18 protein-coding genes and 1 pseudogene are annotated in these 23,114 nt (G+C 54.5%); 11 read left to right on the top strand and 8 right to left on the bottom strand.

Annotated features, from left to right (window positions below; all coding sequences use genetic code 11):
* Window positions 1-2: 2 nt before the first annotated feature.
* The 3 genes from glpK to L21SP2_RS18790 are packed head-to-tail and all read right to left on the bottom strand — an operon-like array spanning window position 3 to window position 4,702.
* A complete protein-coding gene (gene glpK, locus L21SP2_RS02890) occupies window positions 3-1,493 on the bottom strand; it encodes a glycerol kinase GlpK (RefSeq protein ID WP_024266975.1) in 1,491 nt (496 codons plus the stop codon).
* Between the two features lie 39 nt (window positions 1,494-1,532).
* On the bottom strand, window positions 1,533-1,937 hold the full coding sequence (locus tag L21SP2_RS02885) for a DUF1667 domain-containing protein (protein WP_024266974.1): 405 nt from the start codon (window positions 1,935-1,937) through the stop codon (window positions 1,533-1,535).
* Window positions 1,934-4,702, bottom strand: coding sequence for an FAD-dependent oxidoreductase (locus L21SP2_RS18790; RefSeq protein WP_024266973.1), 2,769 nt, complete (start codon window positions 4,700-4,702; stop codon window positions 1,934-1,936). Before L21SP2_RS18790 ends, L21SP2_RS02885 begins: the two co-directional genes overlap by 4 nt.
* A 203-nt stretch (window positions 4,703-4,905) precedes the next feature.
* Here L21SP2_RS18790 and L21SP2_RS02875 point away from each other — a divergent pair, with 203 nt between their 5' ends.
* The 8 genes from L21SP2_RS02875 to L21SP2_RS02840 all read left to right on the top strand — a co-directional run bounded on the left by L21SP2_RS02875 (window position 4,906) and on the right by L21SP2_RS02840 (window position 13,686).
* Window positions 4,906-5,859, top strand: coding sequence for an energy-coupling factor ABC transporter ATP-binding protein (locus L21SP2_RS02875; RefSeq protein WP_024266972.1), 954 nt, complete (start codon window positions 4,906-4,908; stop codon window positions 5,857-5,859).
* Entirely contained in the window at window positions 5,856-6,668 is an 813-nt protein-coding gene (locus L21SP2_RS02870) for an energy-coupling factor transporter transmembrane component T family protein (protein WP_041401069.1), read from the top strand. The genes L21SP2_RS02875 and L21SP2_RS02870 overlap by 4 nt, the downstream gene beginning before the upstream one ends.
* 189 nt (window positions 6,669-6,857) lie before the next feature.
* Window positions 6,858-7,391, top strand: a complete 534-nt coding sequence (locus L21SP2_RS02865; RefSeq protein WP_024266970.1) for a flavodoxin family protein — start codon at window positions 6,858-6,860, stop codon at window positions 7,389-7,391.
* On the top strand, window positions 7,384-8,469 hold the full coding sequence (locus tag L21SP2_RS02860) for a FecCD family ABC transporter permease (RefSeq protein WP_024266969.1): 1,086 nt from the start codon (window positions 7,384-7,386) through the stop codon (window positions 8,467-8,469). The genes L21SP2_RS02865 and L21SP2_RS02860 overlap by 8 nt, the downstream gene beginning before the upstream one ends.
* The gene (locus L21SP2_RS02855) at window positions 8,469-9,326 is read left to right on the top strand and encodes an ABC transporter ATP-binding protein (RefSeq protein WP_024266968.1); all 858 of its coding nucleotides are present in this window, start codon (window positions 8,469-8,471) and stop codon (window positions 9,324-9,326) included. The genes L21SP2_RS02860 and L21SP2_RS02855 overlap by 1 nt, the downstream gene beginning before the upstream one ends.
* Complete coding sequence (locus L21SP2_RS02850; RefSeq protein WP_024266967.1) at window positions 9,323-10,648, top strand: radical SAM protein; 1,326 nt, start codon at window positions 9,323-9,325, stop codon at window positions 10,646-10,648. The genes L21SP2_RS02855 and L21SP2_RS02850 overlap by 4 nt, the downstream gene beginning before the upstream one ends.
* Before the next feature lie 33 nt (window positions 10,649-10,681).
* Window positions 10,682-11,713: an ABC transporter substrate-binding protein gene (locus tag L21SP2_RS02845; RefSeq protein ID WP_024266966.1), complete on the top strand. Its 1,032-nt coding sequence runs from the start codon at window positions 10,682-10,684 to the stop codon at window positions 11,711-11,713.
* Between the two features lie 143 nt (window positions 11,714-11,856).
* Entirely contained in the window at window positions 11,857-13,686 is a 1,830-nt protein-coding gene (locus L21SP2_RS02840; protein WP_024266965.1) for a PAS domain-containing protein, read from the top strand.
* Here the strand turns inward: L21SP2_RS02840 and L21SP2_RS19175 are convergent.
* The 5 genes and pseudogenes from L21SP2_RS19175 to L21SP2_RS02820 form a co-directional block, all read right to left on the bottom strand.
* Window positions 13,622-13,873: pseudogene (locus tag L21SP2_RS19175) on the bottom strand (MptD family putative ECF transporter S component); the annotation flags it as partial. The gene L21SP2_RS02840 and the pseudogene L21SP2_RS19175 overlap by 65 nt on opposite strands.
* Window positions 13,874-13,887: 14 nt before the next feature.
* Window positions 13,888-15,678 carry an ABC transporter ATP-binding protein gene (locus L21SP2_RS02835; protein WP_024266964.1) on the bottom strand — a complete coding sequence of 597 codons (1,791 nt, stop codon included), beginning with the start codon at window positions 15,676-15,678 and terminating at the stop codon, window positions 13,888-13,890.
* On the bottom strand, window positions 15,675-17,498 hold the full coding sequence (locus L21SP2_RS02830) for an ABC transporter ATP-binding protein (RefSeq protein WP_024266963.1): 1,824 nt from the start codon (window positions 17,496-17,498) through the stop codon (window positions 15,675-15,677). The genes L21SP2_RS02835 and L21SP2_RS02830 overlap by 4 nt, the downstream gene beginning before the upstream one ends.
* 271 nt (window positions 17,499-17,769) lie before the next feature.
* Window positions 17,770-18,156, bottom strand: coding sequence for a metal-dependent transcriptional regulator (locus tag L21SP2_RS02825; RefSeq protein ID WP_024266962.1), 387 nt, complete (start codon window positions 18,154-18,156; stop codon window positions 17,770-17,772).
* Between the two features lie 140 nt (window positions 18,157-18,296).
* On the bottom strand, window positions 18,297-19,199 hold the full coding sequence (locus tag L21SP2_RS02820) for an ABC transporter substrate-binding protein (protein ID WP_244437960.1): 903 nt from the start codon (window positions 19,197-19,199) through the stop codon (window positions 18,297-18,299).
* A gap of 130 nt (window positions 19,200-19,329) precedes the next feature.
* Here L21SP2_RS02820 and L21SP2_RS02815 point away from each other — a divergent pair, with 130 nt between their 5' ends.
* From L21SP2_RS02815 to L21SP2_RS17855, 3 genes are read left to right on the top strand one after another with little or no spacing between them, the layout of a single operon-like run.
* Window positions 19,330-20,403 carry a FecCD family ABC transporter permease gene (locus tag L21SP2_RS02815; RefSeq protein WP_341871930.1) on the top strand — a complete coding sequence of 358 codons (1,074 nt, stop codon included), beginning with the start codon at window positions 19,330-19,332 and terminating at the stop codon, window positions 20,401-20,403.
* On the top strand, window positions 20,400-21,440 hold the full coding sequence (locus tag L21SP2_RS02810) for a FecCD family ABC transporter permease (RefSeq protein ID WP_024266959.1): 1,041 nt from the start codon (window positions 20,400-20,402) through the stop codon (window positions 21,438-21,440). The genes L21SP2_RS02815 and L21SP2_RS02810 overlap by 4 nt, the downstream gene beginning before the upstream one ends.
* On the top strand, window positions 21,437-23,104 hold the full coding sequence (locus L21SP2_RS17855; protein WP_024266958.1) for an ABC transporter ATP-binding protein: 1,668 nt from the start codon (window positions 21,437-21,439) through the stop codon (window positions 23,102-23,104). The genes L21SP2_RS02810 and L21SP2_RS17855 overlap by 4 nt, the downstream gene beginning before the upstream one ends.
* Window positions 23,105-23,114 lie beyond the last annotated feature (10 nt).

Raw genomic sequence — 23,114 nt, 5'->3', positions numbered from 1 at the left:
GATTATTTTTCCCAACCCCGTACCCGGGTTACCGCTTCCTGCCAGCCGGCATACAGTTCTTCCCGCCGATCGGCGTTCATCCGGGGTTCAAACCGGCGGTCAATCTGCCAGATTTTTTCGATCTGGGATAGGCTGTCCCACATGCCGGTGCCAAGCCCTGCAAGATATGCTGCGCCCAGGGCGGTGGTTTCGGACACCTTGGGCCGTTCAACCGGAGTTCCCAGAATATCAGCCTGAAACTGCATGAGGAAATTGTTGGCGCTTGCCCCGCCGTCCACCCGGATGGCCTTCATCCGGTCTTCCCCCAGGCCGTCCTTGATCATCGCTTCCACCACATCCCTGCTCTGGTAGGCAATGGATTCCAGGGTTGCCCGGATAATATGGTTCCGGTTTGATCCTGCGGTGAGCCCGAACATGCCGCCCCGGGCGTAACTGTCCCAATAGGGGGCTCCCAGCCCCACGAAGGCGGGCACCACATACACTCCGTTTGAATCCTTTTCCTGGGTGGCGAACTGTTCGCTTTCTGCGGCGTTGGCAATCAGTTTCAGGGAATCCCGGAGCCACTGAATGGCCGCACCTCCGATGAAAATACTGCCCTCCATGGCGTAGGCGGTATCATGACTGGCAAGCTCCCATCCTGGAGTGGTGAGCAGCCGGTTCTTGCTGGAAATGGGCTCGGGCCCGGTGTTGGCAAGGAGAAAACAGCCGGTGCCGTAGGTGTTTTTCAGCATGCCCGGAGTGAAGCAGGCCTGGCCAAACAGGGCGGCGTGCTGGTCCCCGGCAATACCCGCAATGGGGATCTTTTTTCCCCCGGGGAATACCGTGTGCCCCACGGTTCCGCTGCTGGGTACGATTTCCGGGAGAAGGGATTCGGGGATATTCAGAAGCTCAAGCATATCCCGGTCCCATTCAAGGGTGTGGATGTTAAAGAGCATGGTCCGGGCGGCGTTGGTCACATCGGTTGCGTGCACCTCCCCCCCGGTCAAATTCCACAAAAGCCAGGAGTCCACCGTCCCGAAGGCCAGCTTCCCCGCATCCGCCAGTTCCCGTGCGCCGGATACATTATCCAGCATCCATTTAATTTTGGTTCCGCTGAAATAGGGATCCAGGAGAAGACCGGTCTTTTTCATTACCGTTTCCTCATGGCCCGCATCCCGGAGCTTCTTGCAGATCTCGGCGGTTCGCCGGCACTGCCACACAATGGCATTGTGAATCGGCTCTCCGGTTTCCCGGTTCCAGAGAATGGTTGTTTCCCGCTGATTGGTAATTCCGATGGCCTGCACCTGATCAGGGGTAATGCCGCTGTTCCGGAGTACTCCGTGCATAACCTCTTCCTGGGAATTCCAGATTTCCCGTGGATCGTGCTCCACCCAGCCCGGCTTGGGATAGATCTGATTGAATTCCTTCTGAACCATTCCCCTTATGCCGCCGCGTTCATCGAAAATGATGGCCCTGGAGCTGGTGGTACCCTGATCGAGCGCAATAATGTACATATATACCTTCCTTTTCCCCGGGGGAAGTGATTTACCCGTTTACTTCGCTACCGCATTCACCGTCATGGTGGACACCAGGTCCACGCCGCTGTTTCCGAGATTCTCTGCAATTATATCACCTGATTTCACCGGTGCGGGAATTCTCAATTCGTAGAGAGCGTTCAGAAACCGGGGAATCTGGTCCACGGGAACTCCGCTGCTACTTTTCACCGAGAGCCGTCGTGCTTCCCCGCCGGTGAGAGCGCAGGTGGCGGTGACAATTCGACGGGGATCGCTGAACTCTTCCCGTGCATAGATTTCGCCCCGTTTGCAGCGGTTCCCCTCAACTTTCAAATCTCCGTCTTCGGGGGTAATCCGCATTCTGCAGCCTATGGGGCACACGATGCAGGTAAGTTCATCTTCCCGGGTCCGAAGCTTAATAAGCCGTTGATTTTCTGCAATCATATAATCGACACCTCTATTGTGCGGTAATCCTTCATATCACCGCCGTTTACATTGATACTGATCATTTCCGAAGGCTGAACATGGGGCTTTTTCATCTCTTTCAGCAGTTCCCCGTCCCCCCGGATCTGGATTTTTGCTCCCACCTTCGCAATCATGGAGCGCAGGTACACCCGGTTGGTATCTTCCACAGAAATTCTCCCAGGAGCCAGATAGCGCACGTTGCTGCCGGCCTTCAGCCGAACCTCATTGCCGGGGGTCTTCCCCTGAAGATACTCCACAATGGCCTTGCTGCAGCGGCTGCTTTCTTCCGCCACATAATCCACCAGATCATGAATGTGAAGCACATTTCCTGAGGCAAACACCCCGGGAATATTGGTCATGAGCCGGGAATCCACCACGGGCCCTGAGGTCTGGGCATGGAGTTCAACCCCCAGTTCCCGGGAAAGCTCGTTCTCCGGCACCAGCCCCACCGAGAGAAGCAGGGTGTCGCATTCCAGATGAAAGGCTTTATCCGATCTGAGCACACCGTTTTCCAGGGGAGCCACATGCACCCCTTCCACCCGGTTTTTCCCCTGAATTTCAGTGACCACATGTCCCAGATAGAGGGGGATGGAAAAGTCCTCCAGACACTGAACGATGTTGCGGTTGATTCCCGAGGGGATGGGCTGAATTTCTATGACCGCTTCAACATCGCAGCCGATCATCTTCAATCGGCGGGCCATGATCAGGCCGATATCGCCGCTGCCGATAATTACCGCCTTCTTTCCGGGAATATAGCCTTCAACGTTGATCAGCCTCTGGGCTGCGCCGGCGGTCATCACCCCCGCTGGCCGGGTGCCGGGAATCTGGATACTTCCCCGGTTGCGCTCCCTGCTTCCCATTGCCAAAGATACCGCCCGGGACCTGATCTCCCTGGGACCGTGGGCCCGGGAAAGGAGACTGGTAACAAATCCGTCATTCTCCCGGCGGATATCCACCACGGTGGTTTCCAGGAGCACCTTCACGCCCGCCTCGTGTACGGTCTTCATCCAGCGTTCGGCGTATTCCGGTCCGGTAAGCTCCTCCCTGAACTCGTGGAGGCCGAAACCGTTATGGATGCACTGTCTGAGTACACCCCCCAGATGATTTTCCCGGTCAACGATCAGCGCCTGAAACCCTTCACGGCTCACTCCCGAGGCGGCGGCCATGCCTGCTGCGCCGCCTCCCACAACGAGAAGGTCCACTGATGCGGGGACCTCAGCGTCTTCGGGCCGGGGCCCGGGGGATTTTTCCGGTGATTCTTCCGGTGAATGGGCGGGATCGTCTGCTGTGCCCGGGAGGGTGTCTTTGACGATCTCGCTGCCGGGCCCCCGTTTGCTCACCTCCGTGACCTTTGCCTCAGTCTGTTCGGCTATTACGTCCAGGATGCGGGGTACGCAGAATGCTCCCTGGCATCTGCCGGCCCCGGCACGGCTGTAAAACTTGATCCCGTCCAGGGTGTGGTGGCCTGCTTCTATTGCCTGGTCGATCTCCGCCCGGCTCACCGTTTCACAGCGGCACACCACATTGGCCGACCGGGGATTCTCTTCCCAGAGCTTTGTGAGCTTTTCCGGCTCCATTACCCTGGTGCGCTCCACCGGAGGAAGGGCGGGATGAAACACCCGTTTTTCCGTGAGATTGCATCCGGCGGCTTTCAGCAGATCCTTCACGTACTCGGCGATGGCCGGGGTTGCAGTCAGACCCGGACTCTGAATTCCCGCCACATGAATAAATCCGGGACAGGCTTCCGATTCCTCTATCCGGAAATCATTTCCCGGAAGCACCGGCCGCAAGCCGCTGAAGGAACTGATAATATCAGCAGCCGATACCGAGGGGACCAGCTGCTTCGCGGATGCAATAATTCCGTCCATCCGCTCTCTGCTGGTGGATACATCCTGTTTGTCATCTATCTCGTGTGCGGTGGGGCCGATGAGCACGGTTCCCTCCACCGTGGGGATGACCAGCATCCCCTTGGAAACCGGGGTGGGCACGGGAAACACCACTTTCTGGGGGCAGGCATTGGTACGGCGGTCCAGAAGATGATATTCACCCTTCCGTGGAGTAATGCGGTACTCCTCCGCCGAAAACATCCGGGACACCTCGTCGGCAAAGAGCCCCGCGGCATTCACCACAAACTCCGAGCGTATCTCCCGTCCGTCCTCAGACCTGATCCGGTATTTTCCGCCCTGACGCTCACCCTGCTCAACCTTGAACTGACGAAACAGCTCCACTCCGTTCTGCTGGGCGCTCTCCACCAGTGAGAATACAAAGCGGTAGGGCTCAATAATTCCCCCCACCGGCGCATAAAGACCGCCGATTACATCGGAATGAAGCTTGGGTTCAAGTTCCTTAATCCGCTCTGCTCCGCACAGCTCGATACCCGGGGACTCATTCTCCACCCCCTGACGGTAGAGATGCTCGGCGGTGGTCATCTGTTCCTGATTAAATGCGGCCACCACAATCCCGCTTCTCCGGAAAGGAAACCCCAGTTCCCGATGCAGCTGGGAAAACATGGCATTCCCCTGGATCTCCAGCCTGGATTTCAAATGCCGTGCATTATGATGGAACCCGCCGTGGATAATCCCCGAATTCGCCTTGGATGTACCGAAGGACACATCGGCATCCTTCTCCAGCAGGGCCACCCGCACATCGTACACGGCCAGCCTCCGGGCTATGGCGGACCCGCTCACTCCCGAGCCCACTATGGCAATATCAAACTCTTGTACTGCGGATTTCTCTGTTTTCATACAATCTCCGGGATCGGCAATCAGTCTTTGCGTATGGAGACCGGAAGCCGAACCTCATTCACTCACCTGATCTTTTTTTGATCATTTTATGTTCTTATGTGTTTGTTTTTGATTATATAGCCCACAGCGGTATTTCACAAGGAGAATCTGCACTCAAAATCATCCTCTGAACACACCAAACGGCATTCCGGCAAATCAGCAGGTTGGCCCACGAACTGGGATTTGAAGGCGATTTCCCCATTGCGACAGACGAAGCAAGTAATCTTGCTCCCACAGAGATTCCATTACCCCGAATTTTTCCTGATGAAACTCTGGCTATAAGTCCCGGTACCGATGAAGCTGAGGAAATTTTCGCAGCAACCGATCTGTCGTTCTCTTACGGCGATACACCCGTACTTTCCGATCTTTCCTTCGATATCATGCGGGGGGAATTCCTCGCAATCGCCGGGAGCAATGGGGCGGGAAAATCCACCCTGGCCCGAATCCTGATGGGTCTTCATGACGACTTCGCCGGCAGCGTTCTCTTCGACGGCAGGCAGATCGGTACGTATAGTCCCCGGGAATTCTCCCGCCGGGCGGGATTCGTGTTCCAGAACCCTGAACACCAGTTCGTTACTTCGAAGGTATTTGATGAAGTGGCCTTCGGATTACGGCTTCTCGACCTCCCGGAATCGGAGGTCAAATCGATCACTGAGGATGTACTCGAGAGATTCCACCTCGGAGGACACAGGGATGATTCCCCGTTCACCCTCAGCCACGGTCAGAAGCGAAGGCTCAGCATCGCTACGATGCTCGGGCTCGGTCAGGAAGTCCTTATCCTCGATGAGCCGACATTCGGTCAGGATTATGCGAACTCCCGGGAAATCATGAATCTATTGCGTGAACTAAATGAGAGCGACCGACGGACCGTCATCATGATCAGCCATGACCTGGGGCTGATTCACGAGTTCGCCCACAGGATCATGGTCCTTAACCAGGGGCAGATCACCTTTAACGGTCCACCGAGCGAATTATTCGAGCATCAGCCTATCCTTCGGGAGGCAAATCTGGAAGTCCCGGCTCTGGTCCGTATCGCAAAAACCATCGAACGGAAAATCGATGCTGATGATCGAAAGCTTGAGTCCAGCGCCGTCATTGAAACGGAGACCCTCGAATGAGTACCGGAACGAGAACAGCGATGCTGGCCAGGCTTAATCCGCTGACGAAAATCATCGCCGTTGCTCCGGTGGTCCTTTTCACCGCATTGACCACCGATCCCTGGTCTCCCCTCGGAATGCTGGTGTTCACCACCGCCCTCCTGATTATCGGCGGAAGGGTACCGGTAAAGCGCTTGGCAAAGATCGGACTGCCGATGCTCTTGCTTTTTACGGGCTATGCGATATTGTATCCCCTGGTCGTACGGCAGGAGCTGGTGAATCACAGTCCGTTGGTTCTCCAATGGCGATCAATCAGGATCTACGAAGCCGGTCTGATGTTCGGTTTCGCGACGGGATTGAGAATCATCAGCCTTATTTCTCTTTCGCTCCTCTTCACCCTCACCAGCGATTTCACCGACTTTATCCGGGCTCTGGTACAACAGTGGAAACTACCGGTGAAGATCGGGTACGGAACGATGACGGCGCTGCGCTTTATCCCATTCATACAAAGCGAACTCAAGGTGATAGAACATGCCCATCGCATCCGGGGCGTCAGCGCGCGAAAGGGAATCAAGACCTTCGGCGACAAACTGCGAATGTACTCAGTGCCCCTTCTATCCGGCGCAATACGACGGGCCGAACGCAGCGCTCTGGCTATGGACGCCCGGGGTTTCGCCTGGCCGGAAAACAGGACGTATTACCGGAAGATGACCTTCCATCGAATCGACGCCGGTTTCGCAATTGGGTTCTGGCTGATCTGCGCAGTTTATTTTTATGTTCTTTCCTCTGCGGGACTTATGGGATCGCTGGTGGTGTTTCAGGGTATCTGAATACCCGCGTAATTGGATAAATCAGTATAGCAGCATTCTCCCCGCCTGAAAAAGGGATTGTGCCCCTTGGCAATGAGGCGTTTTTTTCTCATACGCTTATAGCATCAGGTTGACACTCATTGAATCTATAGTTAGTGTTGACTAACTTTGTTAACGCTCGATAACTAGTCACTATTTTCAGGAGGGGCTATGCACAAAGGGCTCATCATCTATTCATCCAAAACCGGCAACACCAAAACAGTGGCCGAGGCAATCCATAGAGGGTTGACACCCCATGCAGATATTGCATCCGCAAGCGACGAATTTGATACTGAAGGATATGCATGGATCCTATGGGGCTTCTGGGTTGATAAAGGATCAGCAAACGCCGAAGCCGTTGAGGTCCTTGAATCGATTCGCGGGAAAAAGATCGGTGTCTTCGGAACCCTTGGGGCCTATCCCGATTCGAACCATGCAGATGATGTACGCACCAGGATCCGTGAGCTGGTTGAGCGCAACAACAAGTTTCTCGGAGAATTTTTGTGTATGGGGAAAATCGATCCCCGGCTTACTGAGATGTTCAAAAATTTTCCTGCAGATCATCCCCATGCCATGACCGAGGAGCGGATGGCGAGACACCAGGAAGCCGCACGTCATCCCAATGAAGATGATTGCGCAAACGCCCTGACTTCGGTAAGAGAAATTCTCGCGCCAATCCTTAACAATGGCAGGCAGCATGAGTGAGGAGATTAGAGCCGTTTCTGAAGCACGCGGTCGCCGGAATATCCGGGTATTCTCCTGGCCGCGACGGCAATTTTCTGAAGCAATTCGGGTTGACAGCAAAAGCGGGATTCTCATGCTCGCGCTCGCCATTGCCTTCATTGCGTTGGTCAGCACCGGCATCGGATCGGTTTCGATTTCCATGAACGATGTAGTGAAAACCATGGTGCGTCGTTCCTCTGACCTGCCTGCATATTACTCAACAATTATTTGGAGCGTTCGGTTACCGCGGATCGCCATGGCTATTCTCATCGGTATGATGCTCTCATCCTCGGGTACCGTTGTCCAGGCGGTTTTTCATAATCCTCTTGCAGATCCATACATCATCGGTATCAGCGCGTCCGCTGTCGCCGGTGCCGTTACCGCCTTTCTTCTAGGCCTACCGACGATTTTCTACGGCATATTCGCATTCGTGGTATCAGTTTCGACAACCTTCCTGATATTCCGGTTGGCGATGAATGGCGGGCAGACCAGAATAACCAGCCTCCTGATAATCGGTGTTGCAGTATCTGCATTCCTTGGCGCTTTCACCAGCTTTGCCATGTATGCCATCGGGGAGGATAGTTACCGGATTATCGTATGGACCATGGGCTACCTGGGAGGGGCAAGTTGGTTAAAGATCGCCTTGCTTACCGTCCCGTTGCTTGCATCCCTAATCTACTTTTTTTACCACCGACACGAGTTGGACGCGCTGATGACCGGAGATGAGGAAGCCCACTCTTTGGGAATCGATGTCGGCCGACTCAAAAAACGATTGCTGCTTGTCTCTTGCCTGGTGGTCAGCTTTTCCGTTGCCTTCAGCGGGATGATCGGTTTTGTCGGCCTCATAATTCCCCATACCATGCGCCTCGTAGTCGGTTACAGCAATACCAAACTCCTGGGGGTGACATCGCTGGCCGGAGGATTGTTTCTCCTTCTGGCAGATACCGCAGCCCGCACGGTCTTAGCGCCGGTGGAAATTCCTATCGGCGCAGTTACAGCGTTCTTCGGCGCACCAGTCTTTATTTATCTGGCTATCAAGCAAAATCGGGCGGTTATGTGATGGTGATTGCGTCGAAACTCCATTATGCCTATGCTGATGGAGAAACCCATCATCACAAAAACATACTCAACGGCGTCGATTTGGACATTCGCCCCGGGCAGGTACTCGGCATCCTCGGGCCCAACGGCTCGGGGAAAACAACCTTGTTGAAGAACATCCAGCTCTTCCTGAAACCCGATCAAGGCGAAATCACATACGACGGCATCCCCCACACCAACATCAAGAGCGGGGAGATCGCCAAACGAGTGAGCCTGGTCCCCCAGAAATCCGGGGGCGGCCAGTCGCTGAAGGTAAAGGAAATGGTTCTCCTGGGGCGAATACCTCATATTGCGAACCGCTGGGCCGGATTCTCGGCCCATGATTACCAGATTGCAAAAGCAGTAATGGAGTCCCTGGATCTGGTCAAGTTCGCAGACCGGCACTGCCATTGCCTCTCTGGAGGAGAATTTCAGAAGGTTCTGCTGGCCCGAGCCCTTTGCCAGGAAAGCGGTATTCTTCTTCTCGACGAGGCGACGGCGAATCTGGACATGCATCATTCGGTGGAAATTATGGAGCTGGTTCGAAAGCGCGCTGCCAATGGAACCACAGTTGCCGCGGTGCTTCATGATCTGAATCTCGCTGCAGCATTCTGCGATCGCGTGGTATTTATGCATGAGGGCGTTGTCTTCAGAAACGGACTTCCTGGGGAAACCATGACGGCTGAAGTAATCGCCACGGTATATGGCATTGATGCCTATGTCAGCCGGGATGAGAACGGCATACCCTTCGTTCTTCCCCGCAGGAACCGGTGTAACCCCAATGCCTCCCCACCTACACCAGCGGCAGTTCCCGGAGTCAAGATAGGAGAAATCCCATGAAAATGAATGGTCGATTCCGAAGCCATCATGATACCCAGGCCGCAGTAAGCAAAGCGCTAGAGAATAAACAGGGGAAATCCGGGGGTCCCCCGAACCGTACCTTGCCCCGGGAATCGTCGAGCACGGAAATGAAAGCCGCAATGGCAAACAGTCTTCAATTTACCGATCTGCTGGCCATGATTCCTGAAGATCACCCGCGGGGGCTATATCTTCATCTCCCTTACTGCGATCGAATCTGTAGCTTCTGCAATATGCGTCGCGAGCAATCCACCGGAGAGAATCTGCACGCCTACGCCAGACATCTGAACACGGTTTTTTCATCGATTTCTCACACCCCGTATGTACGGTCACGGCCTTTCGATGTGCTCTATTTCGGCGGCGGAACCCCCTCGGTGCTCTCAAATCACGATACTTCACAACTGTATCCGCTGATTCGCAAGAGCCTTGAGCTGGCCCCGGGGCATGAGTGGACAGTCGAATCCACGCTACACAATTTAACAGATGAAAAATTAAGGATTTTTAGTGACTGTGGCGTCAACCGACTAAGCATTGGAATTCAGAGCTTCACCGACAATGGCCGGAAAATGCTTGGGCGAAGCGGCGACGGCGCGTGGGCGAGAAGAAAATTCGAAACGATCCGGGGCCGGTTCGACGGGACAGTTGCAATTGATCTTATTTATAGCTGGCCCGGTCAGAGCCAGGAACACCTGGAACGAGATATTCAGTATATCCGCGAATTAGACATCGACAGCATCAGTTTCTATTCACTTATGATTCACCCCGGTTCAACCTTGAGTAACGACATCGATTCGGGACGACTTCTTTTCGAAAAGACCGACGAGTACGACCGCCAGATGCACAACCGCTTCTACGAAAGTATGCTCGCCCAGGGGTATGAGCTGTTAGAGCTTACCAAAATTGTCAAACCGGGACGTGATTCGTACCGCTATATCGATATCAGGTATCAAAATTGCGACCTGCTGCCCCTGGGAAACGGTGCGGGAGGGCGCGTTATGGGCCACCGGGTCTACCATATGGATGCTGAACGAACCATGATTTCCCCGCCGAAGCAGGAAGCGGACCGATACAATCTGCTCATTGGACTTTTACAATTCGGAAACTACCATGCAGAAAAGATCGCATCGATTCTCTCCGGACTGTCCTTTGAGTTTATAGAAAACATTCTATCCGAGTATGAATCAGCAGGGCTTCTTTCTCGCTCAGATGATGATGGGGCCCGCAGATTGAGCCCGGACGGCGTATTCTGGGGCAACAATCTCGCAGTAGATCTTATTGAACGGGTAATTGAAGCGCAGGATTGAGTATGCGCACGAAAATGATAGGAGGATCACGAAATGATCAACAATAATGTACGGGTCGTCGGCCTGCTAATGCTGGCCTTTACAATAGTATTTCCGCTATTTGCCGGAGGAGCTGGAGAAACCTCCCACGAAACGGAGCTGACTGAGCCGACCGTGGGAGAAATACCGGCGGTTTCGCCGGTGGAAACCATTCATGATAACTGGTTGGGAGATTCGGCGGAAGGTTCCTGGATAATCAGCGAGCTGGACGGATCCTGGTTCGTCAGTGACCATATGGGCAACAAAGTTGACCTGCGAGCCTATGATCGGGTGGTGATAACCTCCGCCGGAGCGGTTGAAGCCCTCTACCTGATCAACGGTGAAGAAGCAATTGCCGGCATCGGAACCTCGAGATCGGGTATCTGGCCTGAAGATCATACCCAAAAGCTCCCAAGCGTCGGCAGTCTGGCACGGCCCAATTTCGAACAGATTGTAGCCCTCGAACCGGACCTGGTACTACTGAATGGCATGAATGCCGATCTGGTTGGGCAATTGGCACAGATGGGAATACCCGCTCTTATTCACGGCCCAGATACCATTTCTGCGATCTTGAACAACACCTTGGTGCTCGGCCTGTTTAGCGATCGAGTTGATAAATCCGTGGATCTGCTGATGGAAAAAGTTGAGGCGCTCAATGAGATTTCCAATCGCCTCAGCGCATCTCCCCTTGAGCTAAAAGGTGCTTTTATCTATTCTGTGGGACCCATCATGGCCTTCGACTCCGATACCCTGGCAGGGGAAATCCTGAAGCGCATCGGTGTGGAAAACATCGCTGACGGCGTAATTGGTGAATCCCCCATTCTCAGCTCCGAGTATATTCTTGCGGAGAATCCAGATTTTATTTTCGGCGCAATGTCCATTACCAGTGCAGAGGACATCATGAATGCCGATCCGGTTATAGAGCGGACCACTGCCGGTCTCCATGGCAACCTGGCGATTATTCCGTCCTCGCTAATTCTTCGTCCCACGCCTCGCATCGTTGACGAATTGGAGAACCTGTACAACCAGATTCTCCAGATGAAATAGCTCTGAGCATCGCATCCCACACCCCGCCGCAGAAGAATGCGGCGGGAGTCTCCAAAAAAAATACTCAACCGTAACATATGTTACCGTTAGCATAGCCTAACTTTGGTAGTATTCTAGTAATAGATGCTGATGAGGAGACACCAATGAGAAACGATATCCAATACACGAAAATGGACGGCCGGGATGAGGATGTGGGATTCCATAACCGGTTGCGGAATACCGTGCTTGGTCTGGACGAACACGAAGGACTGCTGCTGATCAAGGAATTCGAGCCGACCCCCTTGTACCCGTTCATGGAGAATTTGGGTTTCGATCATCACTGCATCGAAATATCCGCGGATGAATTTCATACCTGGTTCTACCGTCCAGCTGAAAGTAGGAGCATGGATTCTCACCTCGAGCTGGATATGGACCGGATCGAGACGATCATGAACATCAAACGGCAATTTGTATCGGGGTATATCTCCATGGAAAGCGCCAGAGACGAACTTCACAGAGAGTTTACGGAAATTTCCGTCGATGAATTCGCTTATGCCGAGCAGAAGCTCAAATCCGAGGGGGTGGATGACGATGTCATTACCGAAAAAATGGATGATATCATCCGGCTTTTTAAACCGTTTCTCAGACACCACGAAGAGCGACTACCTGACTGGCATCCGATCAAAGCCTATCTCGATGAATGCCAGGAGTTCGAAAGCCTGTTAGAGAGCATGGAAGCGTTACGCTCGGGTAAATTCATTATCAACCCCTGGCTCATCGTGTACGAAAAACTTGAAACAATAAACACCCATTTCGCCCGCAAGCAAAATCAGCTCTTCCCGCTATTGGAACAGAAGGGCTTCGACCGGCCATCGCGGATCATGTGGACATTCGACAACGGCGTGCGGGACAGCATTAAAAAAGGGCGGATACTACTGGACAGCGAAAAACAGGCGGAATTTCTCGAGCACCAGGATCAGGTGATTGAACTCGTCCGTGACATCATCGATAAGGAACGGGAAGTATTGTATCCGACATCACTGAAACTCATCTCTGAAAAGGAGTTTTTAATGATGAGGAGCAGCGACGAAGAAATCGGATATGCACTGATCAGCACCCCTCCTCCGGGGCCGCAGATTACCGCCCAGTCAGAATCCCTGCCTTATTCATCAGTCAGCACCTCCGCCGAAAGCATGAGTCTGGCTGCAGATCTCGCGGCGATACTTCAGCGGCACGGAGTGGGAATCGCTGATGATAAGCGGGGAGAGCTGGATGTCAGCAGGGGAAAACTCACCCTGGAGCAGATTAATCTGATGTATCGGCATATGCCCGTCGATTTTTCCTTTGTTGATGAAAACGATATCGTCCGTTTTTACAGCGATACAACAGAGCGGGTCTTTCCCCGGAGCCCGGGTGTGATCGGGCGCGCGGTGCAAAATTGCCATCCACGTGAAAGCGTGGATACCGTGGAACGGATCCTCAAAGCATTTAAAGCGGGTACCCATTCAACAGCGGAATTCTGGCTGGAGCTGGGGGGAAAGTTTTTATACATCCTGTACACCGCTGTCAGGGATGAAAACGGTGCGTACCGGGGAACTCTGGAAATGATGCAGGATGTAACGCGGATCCGCAGCCTGAGCGGTACTCAGAGGCTATTGAATTGGGATAATGAATCAGCTGGGGCGGGTACAATCGCAGATACCGTCGATGAGCCTGCCGGAGCACGTACTGCGGGGAACCCCGGAGAACTGTCTGCCGATACCAGACTCTCTGAACTGCTTGCTGCGCATCCATTGGTCAAAGATTATTTGATCAGCCTCACGCCGAAATTCAAAAAGCTTAAAAATCCAATCCTGTTCAAAACGATGTCGTCGATGGCAACCCTTGGGATGATAGCAGAACGGGGTGGGTTGAACCTCGAAGATTTTATTAACGGGATTCAGAGGGAGATCCGCAACTCCGAAGATGCAGCCCCGGATATTGACAATGAATGAGGCCCAATCGACTCACAAAATGCTTATCTACCATGCTGCGGACGATAAATGAACTGAGCACTGCGCCCACGATGGTGGTAATAACCAGAATGGCCAAATCAAGCGCTCTGATGAGTGCAAGGATTCCGTCGACATATTCCGCATCATATCCCGATGTAATCGTCAGTGCCCGCATATTCGACGGGGCAACCCAGAACGCTCCTACTGCCTAATCGAGCCAACGGCGGCGGTTCTCGAACCGTTGTTGGTCCCCAGTTTCCATGAATGGGCTTTTTCCTGCTCGTGCCACATCCGGGCATACAGGCCGTTCACCTCGCTCAGCAATTCTTCGTGGGTGCCGTTTTGAATGAGTGTGCTGTTTTCCAGGACGAGGATCTGGTCCGCTTTGGTCACCGTACTCAAACGGTGTGCGATCACAATAAGCGTCCGGCCCCGAATCAATTCGCCGATAGCGTCCTGAATATAGTGTTCGTTTTCAGGATCGAGGGACGCCGTAGCTTCGTCGAGCAACACGATGGGGGCATTTTTGAGAATGGCCCGGGCGATGGAGATGCGCTGTTTCTCTCCCCCGGAAAGCGTCGCGCCGCCCTCCCCGACCATGGTGTCATAACCGTCATCAAAGGCTTCGATGAACTCATGACAACGGGCTTTTTTTGCTGCGGCGATAACCTCATCCATGGTTGCATCGGCCTTGCCCACCTTGATGTTCGCCAGGATGGAGTCATTAAAGAGATACACATCCTGAAACACCATGCTGATTTTTGATAATAATTCGTCGCTGGCGTAGCTGGCGATGGGTTTTCCGCCGATCTTGATGGCCCCCTGATTCACGTCCCAGAAGCGGGCAATGAGCCGGGTAATGGTGGTTTTCCCCGATCCTGAAGGGCCTACCAGCGCAGTCATGCTGTTTTCTTCGAGGCGGAAGCTCACATCCTGCAATACATCGGTATCGTGATACCGGAACGATACGTTTTCAAATTCAATATCGTGCTGAAGAAGTTCTTCCGAGGTTTCGGGTTCCGCCAAGGCCTTGGTCTTGAGGATTTCCGTTATCCGGCCCAGGGAAACCGAAAAATAGCTCATTTCGGCGAAACTGATCATCACCCGGCTCAGGGGGTCGTACATTCGCGTGCCGATGATGAGGAAAAAGAGGAACACCGGTACCGAAAGCGTTCCCTGGAGCAGGAAGGAGATACCCGAGATCATGATGAGGGCGATACCGGCATTCAAGAACCAGACCCCGATAATCACTGCGGGACCTGCTATCCCCTCCAGGACGATGCTGTCCTTGCGAAGCCGCTCAAACGATGCCTTGAGCCTGGTGAACTTCTTCCCCTGGAGATTATGGGATTTAATGTTTTTCATACCGTCAAGGTACTCGAGCATCCGGGAACTCGCCGCATTCTTTGAGGCGATCTGCTCGGCCCCTTTTCGGTAAACGACCACCCGGGCCAGAATCGCGGTCACAATTGCCAAGGGGATCGGCACAAGGGTAATGAGCGCCATCCGCCAGTCATAAGGAATCAGGGCAATGAGGAAGACCGCCGGGAGCATCAATGCGCTGATAGCATCCAGGAGGATATGGCTAAGCAGCATTTCCACGTTGGTGTAGTCCTGGAGCATTAACGCGGTGATATCTCCGGGATCCCGACCCTTGAAGAATCCCATGGAAAGGGTGCGCAGATGATCTCCCAATGAAAGCCGTCCCTCTGCCCCTACGCTGTATGCCATCGAAGACTCTGCGGCATAGGCGACCCGGGAAAACAGGAATAACAGCAGAAGAGCTGCAGCGAGCCAGCCGACATAGAGCCAGAGCCGGAAGTAGTTTACAGAAAGACCGGGGGTTAAGAGGGGATTTAAGAGCTCGAGCATAACCATCAGAATGACGAAATACGGCTGCCCCTGCATAAATGCCCGAAGCAAGGAAAAAAGTATGGGCTTTCGAAGTATCCCGGGATTGTTATTGGTCATGGTCCGAAGCGCGTCATTCATTTCTTTTCCTCCGTATCGATATTCCAGTTGCGAGCTGCCGCGTGGACATCCCACATCCGCTTGTAGAGCCCAGATTCGGCCAGCAGCTCTCCATGGGTCCCGGATTCTTCGATTCGGCCGTTATTGATAACGAGAATCTGGTCCACATCGGTGATGGTGTACAGTCGGTGGGCTATTATCACCACCGTTTTGTTCCGAAGCACCTCGGCAAGGGCTGCTTGAATACGCGCTTCGTTTTCCGGGTCGGCATACGCGGTGGCTTCATCGAGGACCACCACGGGTGCGTCCTTGAGAATCGCCCGGGCAATAGAAACCCTCTGCTGCTCTCCGCCGGAGAGATAGGTTCCTCCCTCTCCGATAAGTGTCTGGTAGCCGTCGGGTAGCGATTCGATGAACTCGTGAATCTGCGCGGCCTTGGCAGCCGCCTGAACGTCGGCGAATGAAGCTTCCGCATTGCCCATCCGGATATTCTCCTCGATGGTGTCGAAAAACAGGAATACGTCCTGGAAAACTGTGGAGACCGTTTCGTTGAGCTGTTCGATGGCCATATCACGGATATCCATTCCCCCGATGGTGACCGAGCCGGTCTTCACATCCCAGAACCTTCCAATAAGGTTGGCAATGGTAGTTTTCCCTCCGCCTGAGGGACCGACGAGAGCGGTTACCGTACCCGGATGCACCGTGAAGGATACTCCGTTGAGAACCGGCTTCTGCTCATAGGCGAATACCACGTCTTTAAATTTGATTTCTGCATCTTGCAGGGATTGCTTTGATTGGGTATCTGCGATTTCCTTTTCATCGAGAATATCATCGATACTTGCAAGTCCCGTGGAGACCTGAATCAGCAGAGGAACCAGGGTCATCAGCTTGTACATCGGCACGGCAATTCCCATGGAAATAAAGAGGAACAGAAATACCGTGGTGATCAGGGAGGCATAGCCATCCTCGGGTACCGCGCGGATCAGGAAAATCGCGATGGGCGTGATAAACAGCGCGCTGGAACTTAAGAGCGTAATAAAGCCACCAAAAGGTGTTGACGATACCTTGATCCAATGGAGGGTGAGGTCACGGTAGGCATAGACATCGGCAGCAAAGCGCTTGAACGCCCCGACGGTTTGATTGAATACCTTTACGACCGGCATCCCCCGGACGTATTCCACAATTGTTCCGTTCATGGAAGAAAGCTTCTCCTGCCACTGCTTATAGAGAGCAAGGCCGCTTTCATTCATCATGGAATACTGAGCGAGCAACGCCAAGGGGACGGGGATTACTGCTCCCAGGCCCAGGCGCCAGTCCAAAACAAAAAGGGCGGTGATGGAGACGACAGGGAGGACGGCAGCCTGAAGAATGTCCAGGATGTGATGGGCCACAAACAGCTCAATGCGCTCCACATCCTCACTGAGCACTTTTTTTACCCGACCGCTGGCATTCCGTGTGAAAAACCCCATAGGAAGCCGGGCCAGTTTGCCCGCCAGGGCAACCCGGATTTCATACAGAATGTTGAACGCGGCGATATGAGAGAGCATTCCCCCTGCATACAGCATGATTCCCGAGACTGCTACCCCACCCAAGGTAAACCAGGCCAAGCTCCATACATATGATTGGTCTATGGCTTTCAAGTTGCCGATGTTCCCGATGAGTTCCTGCACGAGAAGAAACACCGTCAGGAACGGCGTTATCTGCGCAAGAACCGCAACGACCGCCAGCAGACTGGCAAAAATCAACAGGATCGACTTCGTTCCGGCAATTTCCAGCAGACGTGGAATGCCCGTCTTCCGTTTTAGCTGCAATTTCTGTTCATATATCGATACATCGGCCACTACAGCCTCCTCTCTATTCCCGGTAGGTTGCGGGGACTAAGTTAGCCACGCTTAACTATCTTAGCAAGAAGGGTATAAGACTGTCAACGAAAGAATTAACCCGTATTAGTCTCCGTCTTTATTAATGACTGTAGATTCGAGGAGTTATGATAATGGAGGACTGAGATTACTCGTTCAATGGTATCTGGCTAAAGTTCTCTCCACCAGCTCTATGCTTTTCTTTAAGCCCGCATTCAAGTAGTCTTGGGCGGTTCTTTAGTCTACCATATATTTACGTCGGTTCTTTGGTATGGGATTTGACGAAATCTTTAATAGCCTCGAGGGTTCCTGGGGAAAGAATATGCTCCATGCGGCATGCGTCTTTTTCCGCCAGAGCGGGATCCAGGTTAAGGGAACAGATCAGGAATGCCTTGATAGAATCATGGCGAAGCCTCACATCTTCGGCAAGCGCCAGACCTTGCTTTGTGAGGCTGATGCTTCCATAGTGTTCGTGATTGATCATACCATCATTCTTAAGTATGCCAAGCGCGCGATTCACGCTTGGCTTTGATACTTTGAGCTTTTTTGCCACATCGACAGAGTAAACCTCGTCTCCATCCACTGACAAATCGAGTATGGTTTCCAGATACATTTCCAGTGATTCGCTGTATTCGGTCATAATGCGTATTCTCCTGAGAGCTCGTACAACCCGGGGTCCGGACGAGCCAACTCTTTTATTGTAGCATACAGCAATACACGCCGCGATTCAAAACTGCTATCGCTTGCGCGTATGGATCCTAACGATTTCTCCCACGTCGATCATGGCAGAGCCGATGCGCCTGTGTCGAGTATGTGTTGATACAGATCGTCGATTATCGCATCGGCAGCGATATATCCGGCGGCAAACCAATTATTCTCCACGATAAACACCCGGTTGTTTTTAACGGCATCAAGGCTCGCCCAGAGGCTCTGTTCCCGGACTTCATTCAGATACCTCTGCGCCTCGTCATCGCCCAGACCTTCGGTGGTATAGGCGAATACGTAATCTGCGTCCGCCAAACGGAGTTCCTCCAGGGACAGGTTATACAGCGATGCGCCGCGGCCTGAACGATCGATCAGTTCCTGCTGATGATCCGGATGGCTCAAGCCGGCTCCGTCTATAACGATTCCGGCGAAGGATTTGGTGAAATAAAGGCGCAATCGGCCGGGCATAATCCGAAGGAGCGAGACCGTTGGCAAGTCATCGCCGTAGCGCCGACGCAGATCGATTTGCAGAAGCGCTAGACGGTCCCGAAAGCGGGAATCCAGGAGATCGAACTCCGTCGTCATCCCGATGGCAGCGGCGAAAAACGCCGCGCTTTCCTGCCAGTCTGCGCTCGATTCATTAGCAAAAACCACTGTAGGGGCAATTCTCGACAAGCGCCTGAGGGATCCTTCGATGGCGGTGCGACGCCCGAGAATCGCGTCGGGCTCGAGAGACAGCAGTATTTCGGGATCGGCGGGGAGCTCCAGACGAACTACCGATTGAAGCTGCTCCTCGTATTCGGGAAATTTCTGAAGAAATTCCTCGATGTAAATCCTTGATGTCGCGATAATCGGCGCTTCCAGAGCGACCATTGCCTCGAAGGTAAAAGGATCGAGGGCAATGATCCTCTGGGGAATGGTGTCGAGTCCGCCGACGGTCGATTCGGAGCCGGCGGAGGCGAAAAGCGCAGTTGACACTATCAGCAAGACGGCTATTACGCTCGCCGTTCGTTTGGTATCGATGACTTCCATAAATCGGGATTTTACTATACGTTGGTAGTCTAATCAAGATTGTTAGCATCCACTAACTTTCAGGGTTGCATTCGGAATATTCCGGGAGGATCATTCAAGTCATGACAAGCGCTACCATGCCCCGGACTCGGCGGGAACGAGGGCCCGGGGGATTTCACCGCTTATTTTCTTATACTGGCTTTCGCTCCTCGGTCTTCTTCTGCTCCTGATCATGGCAAGCCTCCGGCTTGGAACCCTGGCAGTCAGTACCGGGCAGATGATGGACGCGATTTTCTCCTATGATCCCGATGTCTACGAACAGATCGTCATTCGCACCTTAAGGATCCCCCGCACCCTGGTGGCGGCCATGGCCGGCGCAGCCCTCGCCGTCGCCGGTTCGGCAATGCAGGCGGTAACCCGCAACCCCCTGGCAGGCCCGTCGATCTTCGGGGTGAACGCCGGAGCGGCGTTTGCCGTGGTGATCGCGATCTACCTCTGGGGCATTACCCGGCCGATACATTACGTGTGGTTCGCCTTCGCTGGCGGACTGTCGGTATCGGCCCTGGTGTTCATAATCGCCTCCTCCGGGCGGGCGGGAGCATCACCGGCCAAACTTGCGCTGGCAGGGGTCATCGTTTCATCACTGATCGGCGCATGGACCACTGCCATACTCATCCTCGACCAGCAAACCCTGGAGATCGTCCGGTTCTGGATGGCGGGATCGCTTTCGGGACGGGATATGGAGGTATTCTTCAGCCTCTTTCCCTTCGTATTCCTCGCGAGCACTGGCCTCCTTCTTCTGGGGCATCAGCTCAACGTGCTCGCCCTCGGAAACGAGACGGCCATGGTCCTGGGAATGAACACCTCCAGGGTGAAGGGAATAACCGCAATCCTGGTGGTCCTCCTCAGCGGTTCGGCGGTGTCCGCGGCGGGACCCATTGCATTCGTCGGATTGGCGGTACCTCACATAATCAGGAGTTTCACCGGTCCGGATTATCGCCGGATACTGTTCTTTTCCATCCTGGCCGGACCGGCGGTTCTGATAGGCGCAGACATCCTCGGAAGGATCGCCGCCCGACCGGGCGAAATTCCGGTGGGCATCGTGACGGCCCTCATCGGCGCACCCTTCCTGATCGTCCTGGCCAGGCGCAGGAAACTGGCGGGATTATGATGAAGCATACGCGAGAGCCGCATAAACATCTGGAAATCGGCCCCGTATCCCTGCGCTGGCATCCCCGACGGGTGTCCTTCGTTCTCATCGCATTAGCCCTGGCGCTTGGCCTGGGCAGCATCGCGCTGATAACGGGAGCTTATACGTTGAGTCCGGCAGAAATCCTGGAGGTTTTCAGGGGACTCGGCGACGCCCGTTCTACACTGGTCGTTATGGAAATCCGCCTGCCTAGGCTCCTGACGGCACTTCTGGTCGGAGGGGCATTGGCGGGGTCGGGGATGTTGTTGCAGGGCATTGTCCGGAACCCGCTGGTCTCCCCCGACATCATCGGCATCAACGCCGGCGCGGGACTGATGGCGATCCTCCTCTATGTCTATCGGATCCCGACCTATCTCGTCGCTCCCGCGGCATTCGCCGGCGCACTGGCCGCGGCATTGATTATCTATGGCCTGACCTGGAAAGGGCATATATCCATACCGCGGCTGGTTCTCGTCGGCATCGGGGTGAATGCGATTTTCGGCGCTCTCACTACGTACATGACCCTGGTGGGGCGCAGCGAAGATATAGCCCGGGCATATCAATGGCTGGCCGGCAGCCTCTACGACAGCGGCTGGGACGACGTGGCTATCCTGGCGATCAGCATGGCGCTGCTCGTTCCCCTCGGGAGTATGTTACTTCATCCCCTCCGGGTAATTCAGCTCGGTGACTCCCAGGCCAAGGCAGTGGGGGTCCGTCTCGAAACCGTCAGGTTCGGACTGCTCCTGATCAGCTGCGGCCTCGCCGCCGTAGCCGTATCGGCTACCGGCCCGATCGGCTTCGTTGCGCTTATGGTGCCCCATCTGGCTCGGATGATCGCCGGACCGATCCGGTCTTCCGTCTGGTTCCTCAGCATGGCGCTGGGGGGCATCCTGGTACTCGGGGCGGATATGATCACCCTTCACCTGCTTCCCTTCGAGCTGCCCGCGGGTATCATCACCTCGGCGCTGGGAGCGCCATACTTCCTTTACCTCCTGTATCGCACGGGAGTGAAATTATGAGCCGATTGCAGCAACATGATCTGACAATTGCATACGGCGACTCCGATCCGGTCCTCCGATCCCTCAGCGGGATTATCGAAGATGCGACCATCACCGGAATCATCGGCGCCAACGGCAGCGGCAAAACCACCCTTCTGCGGGCCTGCGCCCGACTGATACGGCCGAAGAGCGGTGCGATCCTCCTCGACGGCGAGGATATCCACCGCCTGCCAACGAGGGAGGTGGCCCGGCGGCTGGGGCTCATGAGGCAGCGCTCCCAAGCTCCGGAGGCGATTACGGTGGAAGATCTGGTCCGCAGGGGCCGCTACCCCCATCAGGAATTCTTCAGCACCCCGACCCAGGAGGATGAGATCGCCGTGACCGATGCCCTCGCGCGAACGGGAATACCGGATCTGCGTTCCCGATCCCTGGACGAGCTTTCAGGAGGTCAGCGCCAGCGGGCATGGATGGCCATGGCCCTCGCCCAGGATACCGATATCCTTTTGCTCGACGAACCGACGACGTATCTGGATCTTTCACACCGGCACGACATGCTCAAACTGCTGTCAGAGCTAAAGACGAGGGACGGGAAAACCGTGGTCTGCGTCCTGCACGACGTGAACGACGCGGCGGATATCTGCGAGCGGGTCATCGGCATCAAAGACGGAACTATTCTGGTTCACGGCGCGACTGAAGACGTGATCACGCCCGAAACGCTTTTCGACATTTACGGGATTGAGAACGATATACTATCCCGAGGCAGCTCCGCCCGACCGTTTATGCTTCCATTGAGCAGGATCCTCGACGGTTATTCACAGGTCGGCTCCGATACTGAGCCGGATTGTGCTACCGAGCCGCCGGGAAGCAAAGCGGCGATTTCATTACAGGGCGTGCACGCCGGCTATGAGGACCGCCCCGTACTCAGGGATATCGGCCTCGAAATTCCTGCGGGGAAAATCAGCGTTATCATCGGTCCGAACGCCTGCGGGAAATCGACCCTTCTTCGGACCGCAGCCCGACTGTTGGCCCTCGAATCAGGCGAGTTGTCCTTTCCCGCCATCGGGGATCGCGGCCTGGAGAAGACCCGCGATCGTAAACGCTTCGCTCGGCGAATCTCATTCCTCGAGCAGAGTACTGCCGTGCCCGACGATATCAGGGTCGAGGATCTGGTGACGATCGGAAGATATCCGTATCAGCGTTGGTATGCCCAATGGTCCCGGGACGACCGGCGGGAAGTCGAGGAAAGTATGGCTCTCGTCGATATCTCCGAATTGAGGGATCGGGCCGTCGGTTCCCTCTCAGGGGGGCAGCTCCGCAGGGCAATGCTCGCCATGACCATGGCTCAGAATGCCGATGTGATGCTGTTGGACGAACCCACGACCTTTCTGGATATTGCCCATCAGGTCGAAGTGCTGGATATATGCCTGAGGCTCAATCGAAACGAGGGTCGCAGCATCGTCATGGTGTTGCACGATCTGTGGCAGGCCATGCGCTATGCCGATCATCTGGTCGTAATGGATGAGGGAAGGATCATCAGGCAGGGAACCCCCGATGAAATCGCCCGATCCGGAGTCCTGGAATCGGTATTCCGCATCGATCTGCATTTCGAACCGGATCCCCGGGGACGGGGAGTACTGCCGCTGCCCATGCCCCTGGAAGAGGCAACGGCTATCAACGCAGAGTAGCATAGCATTC

The organism is Salinispira pacifica, assembly GCF_000507245.1.
Classification (GTDB): Bacteria; Spirochaetota; Spirochaetia; order DSM-27196; family Salinispiraceae; genus Salinispira; species Salinispira pacifica.
This window is presented reverse-complemented; position numbering and strand designations above follow the sequence as displayed.

What these genes read in the sequence shown, in the direction of transcription:
- glpK (WP_024266975.1), bottom strand. Translation starts at nt 1,493, where the DNA reads ATGTACATTATTGCGCTCGATCAGGGTACCACCAGCTCCAGGGCCATC.
- L21SP2_RS02850 (WP_024266967.1), top strand. Translation starts at nt 9,323, where the DNA reads ATGAAAATGAATGGTCGATTCCGAAGCCATCATGATACCCAGGCCGCA.
- L21SP2_RS02825 (WP_024266962.1), bottom strand. Translation starts at nt 18,156, where the DNA reads ATGACCGAATACAGCGAATCACTGGAAATGTATCTGGAAACCATACTC.
- L21SP2_RS02810 (WP_024266959.1), top strand. Translation starts at nt 20,400, where the DNA reads ATGATGAAGCATACGCGAGAGCCGCATAAACATCTGGAAATCGGCCCC.
- L21SP2_RS17855 (WP_024266958.1), top strand. Translation starts at nt 21,437, where the DNA reads ATGAGCCGATTGCAGCAACATGATCTGACAATTGCATACGGCGACTCC.
- L21SP2_RS18790 (WP_024266973.1), bottom strand. Translation starts at nt 4,702, where the DNA reads ATGAAAACAGAGAAATCCGCAGTACAAGAGTTTGATATTGCCATAGTG.
- L21SP2_RS02860 (WP_024266969.1), top strand. Translation starts at nt 7,384, where the DNA reads ATGAGTGAGGAGATTAGAGCCGTTTCTGAAGCACGCGGTCGCCGGAAT.
- L21SP2_RS02855 (WP_024266968.1), top strand. Translation starts at nt 8,469, where the DNA reads ATGGTGATTGCGTCGAAACTCCATTATGCCTATGCTGATGGAGAAACC.
- L21SP2_RS02870 (WP_041401069.1), top strand. Translation starts at nt 5,856, where the DNA reads ATGAGTACCGGAACGAGAACAGCGATGCTGGCCAGGCTTAATCCGCTG.
- L21SP2_RS02885 (WP_024266974.1), bottom strand. Translation starts at nt 1,937, where the DNA reads ATGATTGCAGAAAATCAACGGCTTATTAAGCTTCGGACCCGGGAAGAT.
- L21SP2_RS02865 (WP_024266970.1), top strand. Translation starts at nt 6,858, where the DNA reads ATGCACAAAGGGCTCATCATCTATTCATCCAAAACCGGCAACACCAAA.
- L21SP2_RS02845 (WP_024266966.1), top strand. Translation starts at nt 10,682, where the DNA reads ATGATCAACAATAATGTACGGGTCGTCGGCCTGCTAATGCTGGCCTTT.
- L21SP2_RS02835 (WP_024266964.1), bottom strand. Translation starts at nt 15,678, where the DNA reads ATGAATGACGCGCTTCGGACCATGACCAATAACAATCCCGGGATACTT.
- L21SP2_RS02840 (WP_024266965.1), top strand. Translation starts at nt 11,857, where the DNA reads ATGAGAAACGATATCCAATACACGAAAATGGACGGCCGGGATGAGGAT.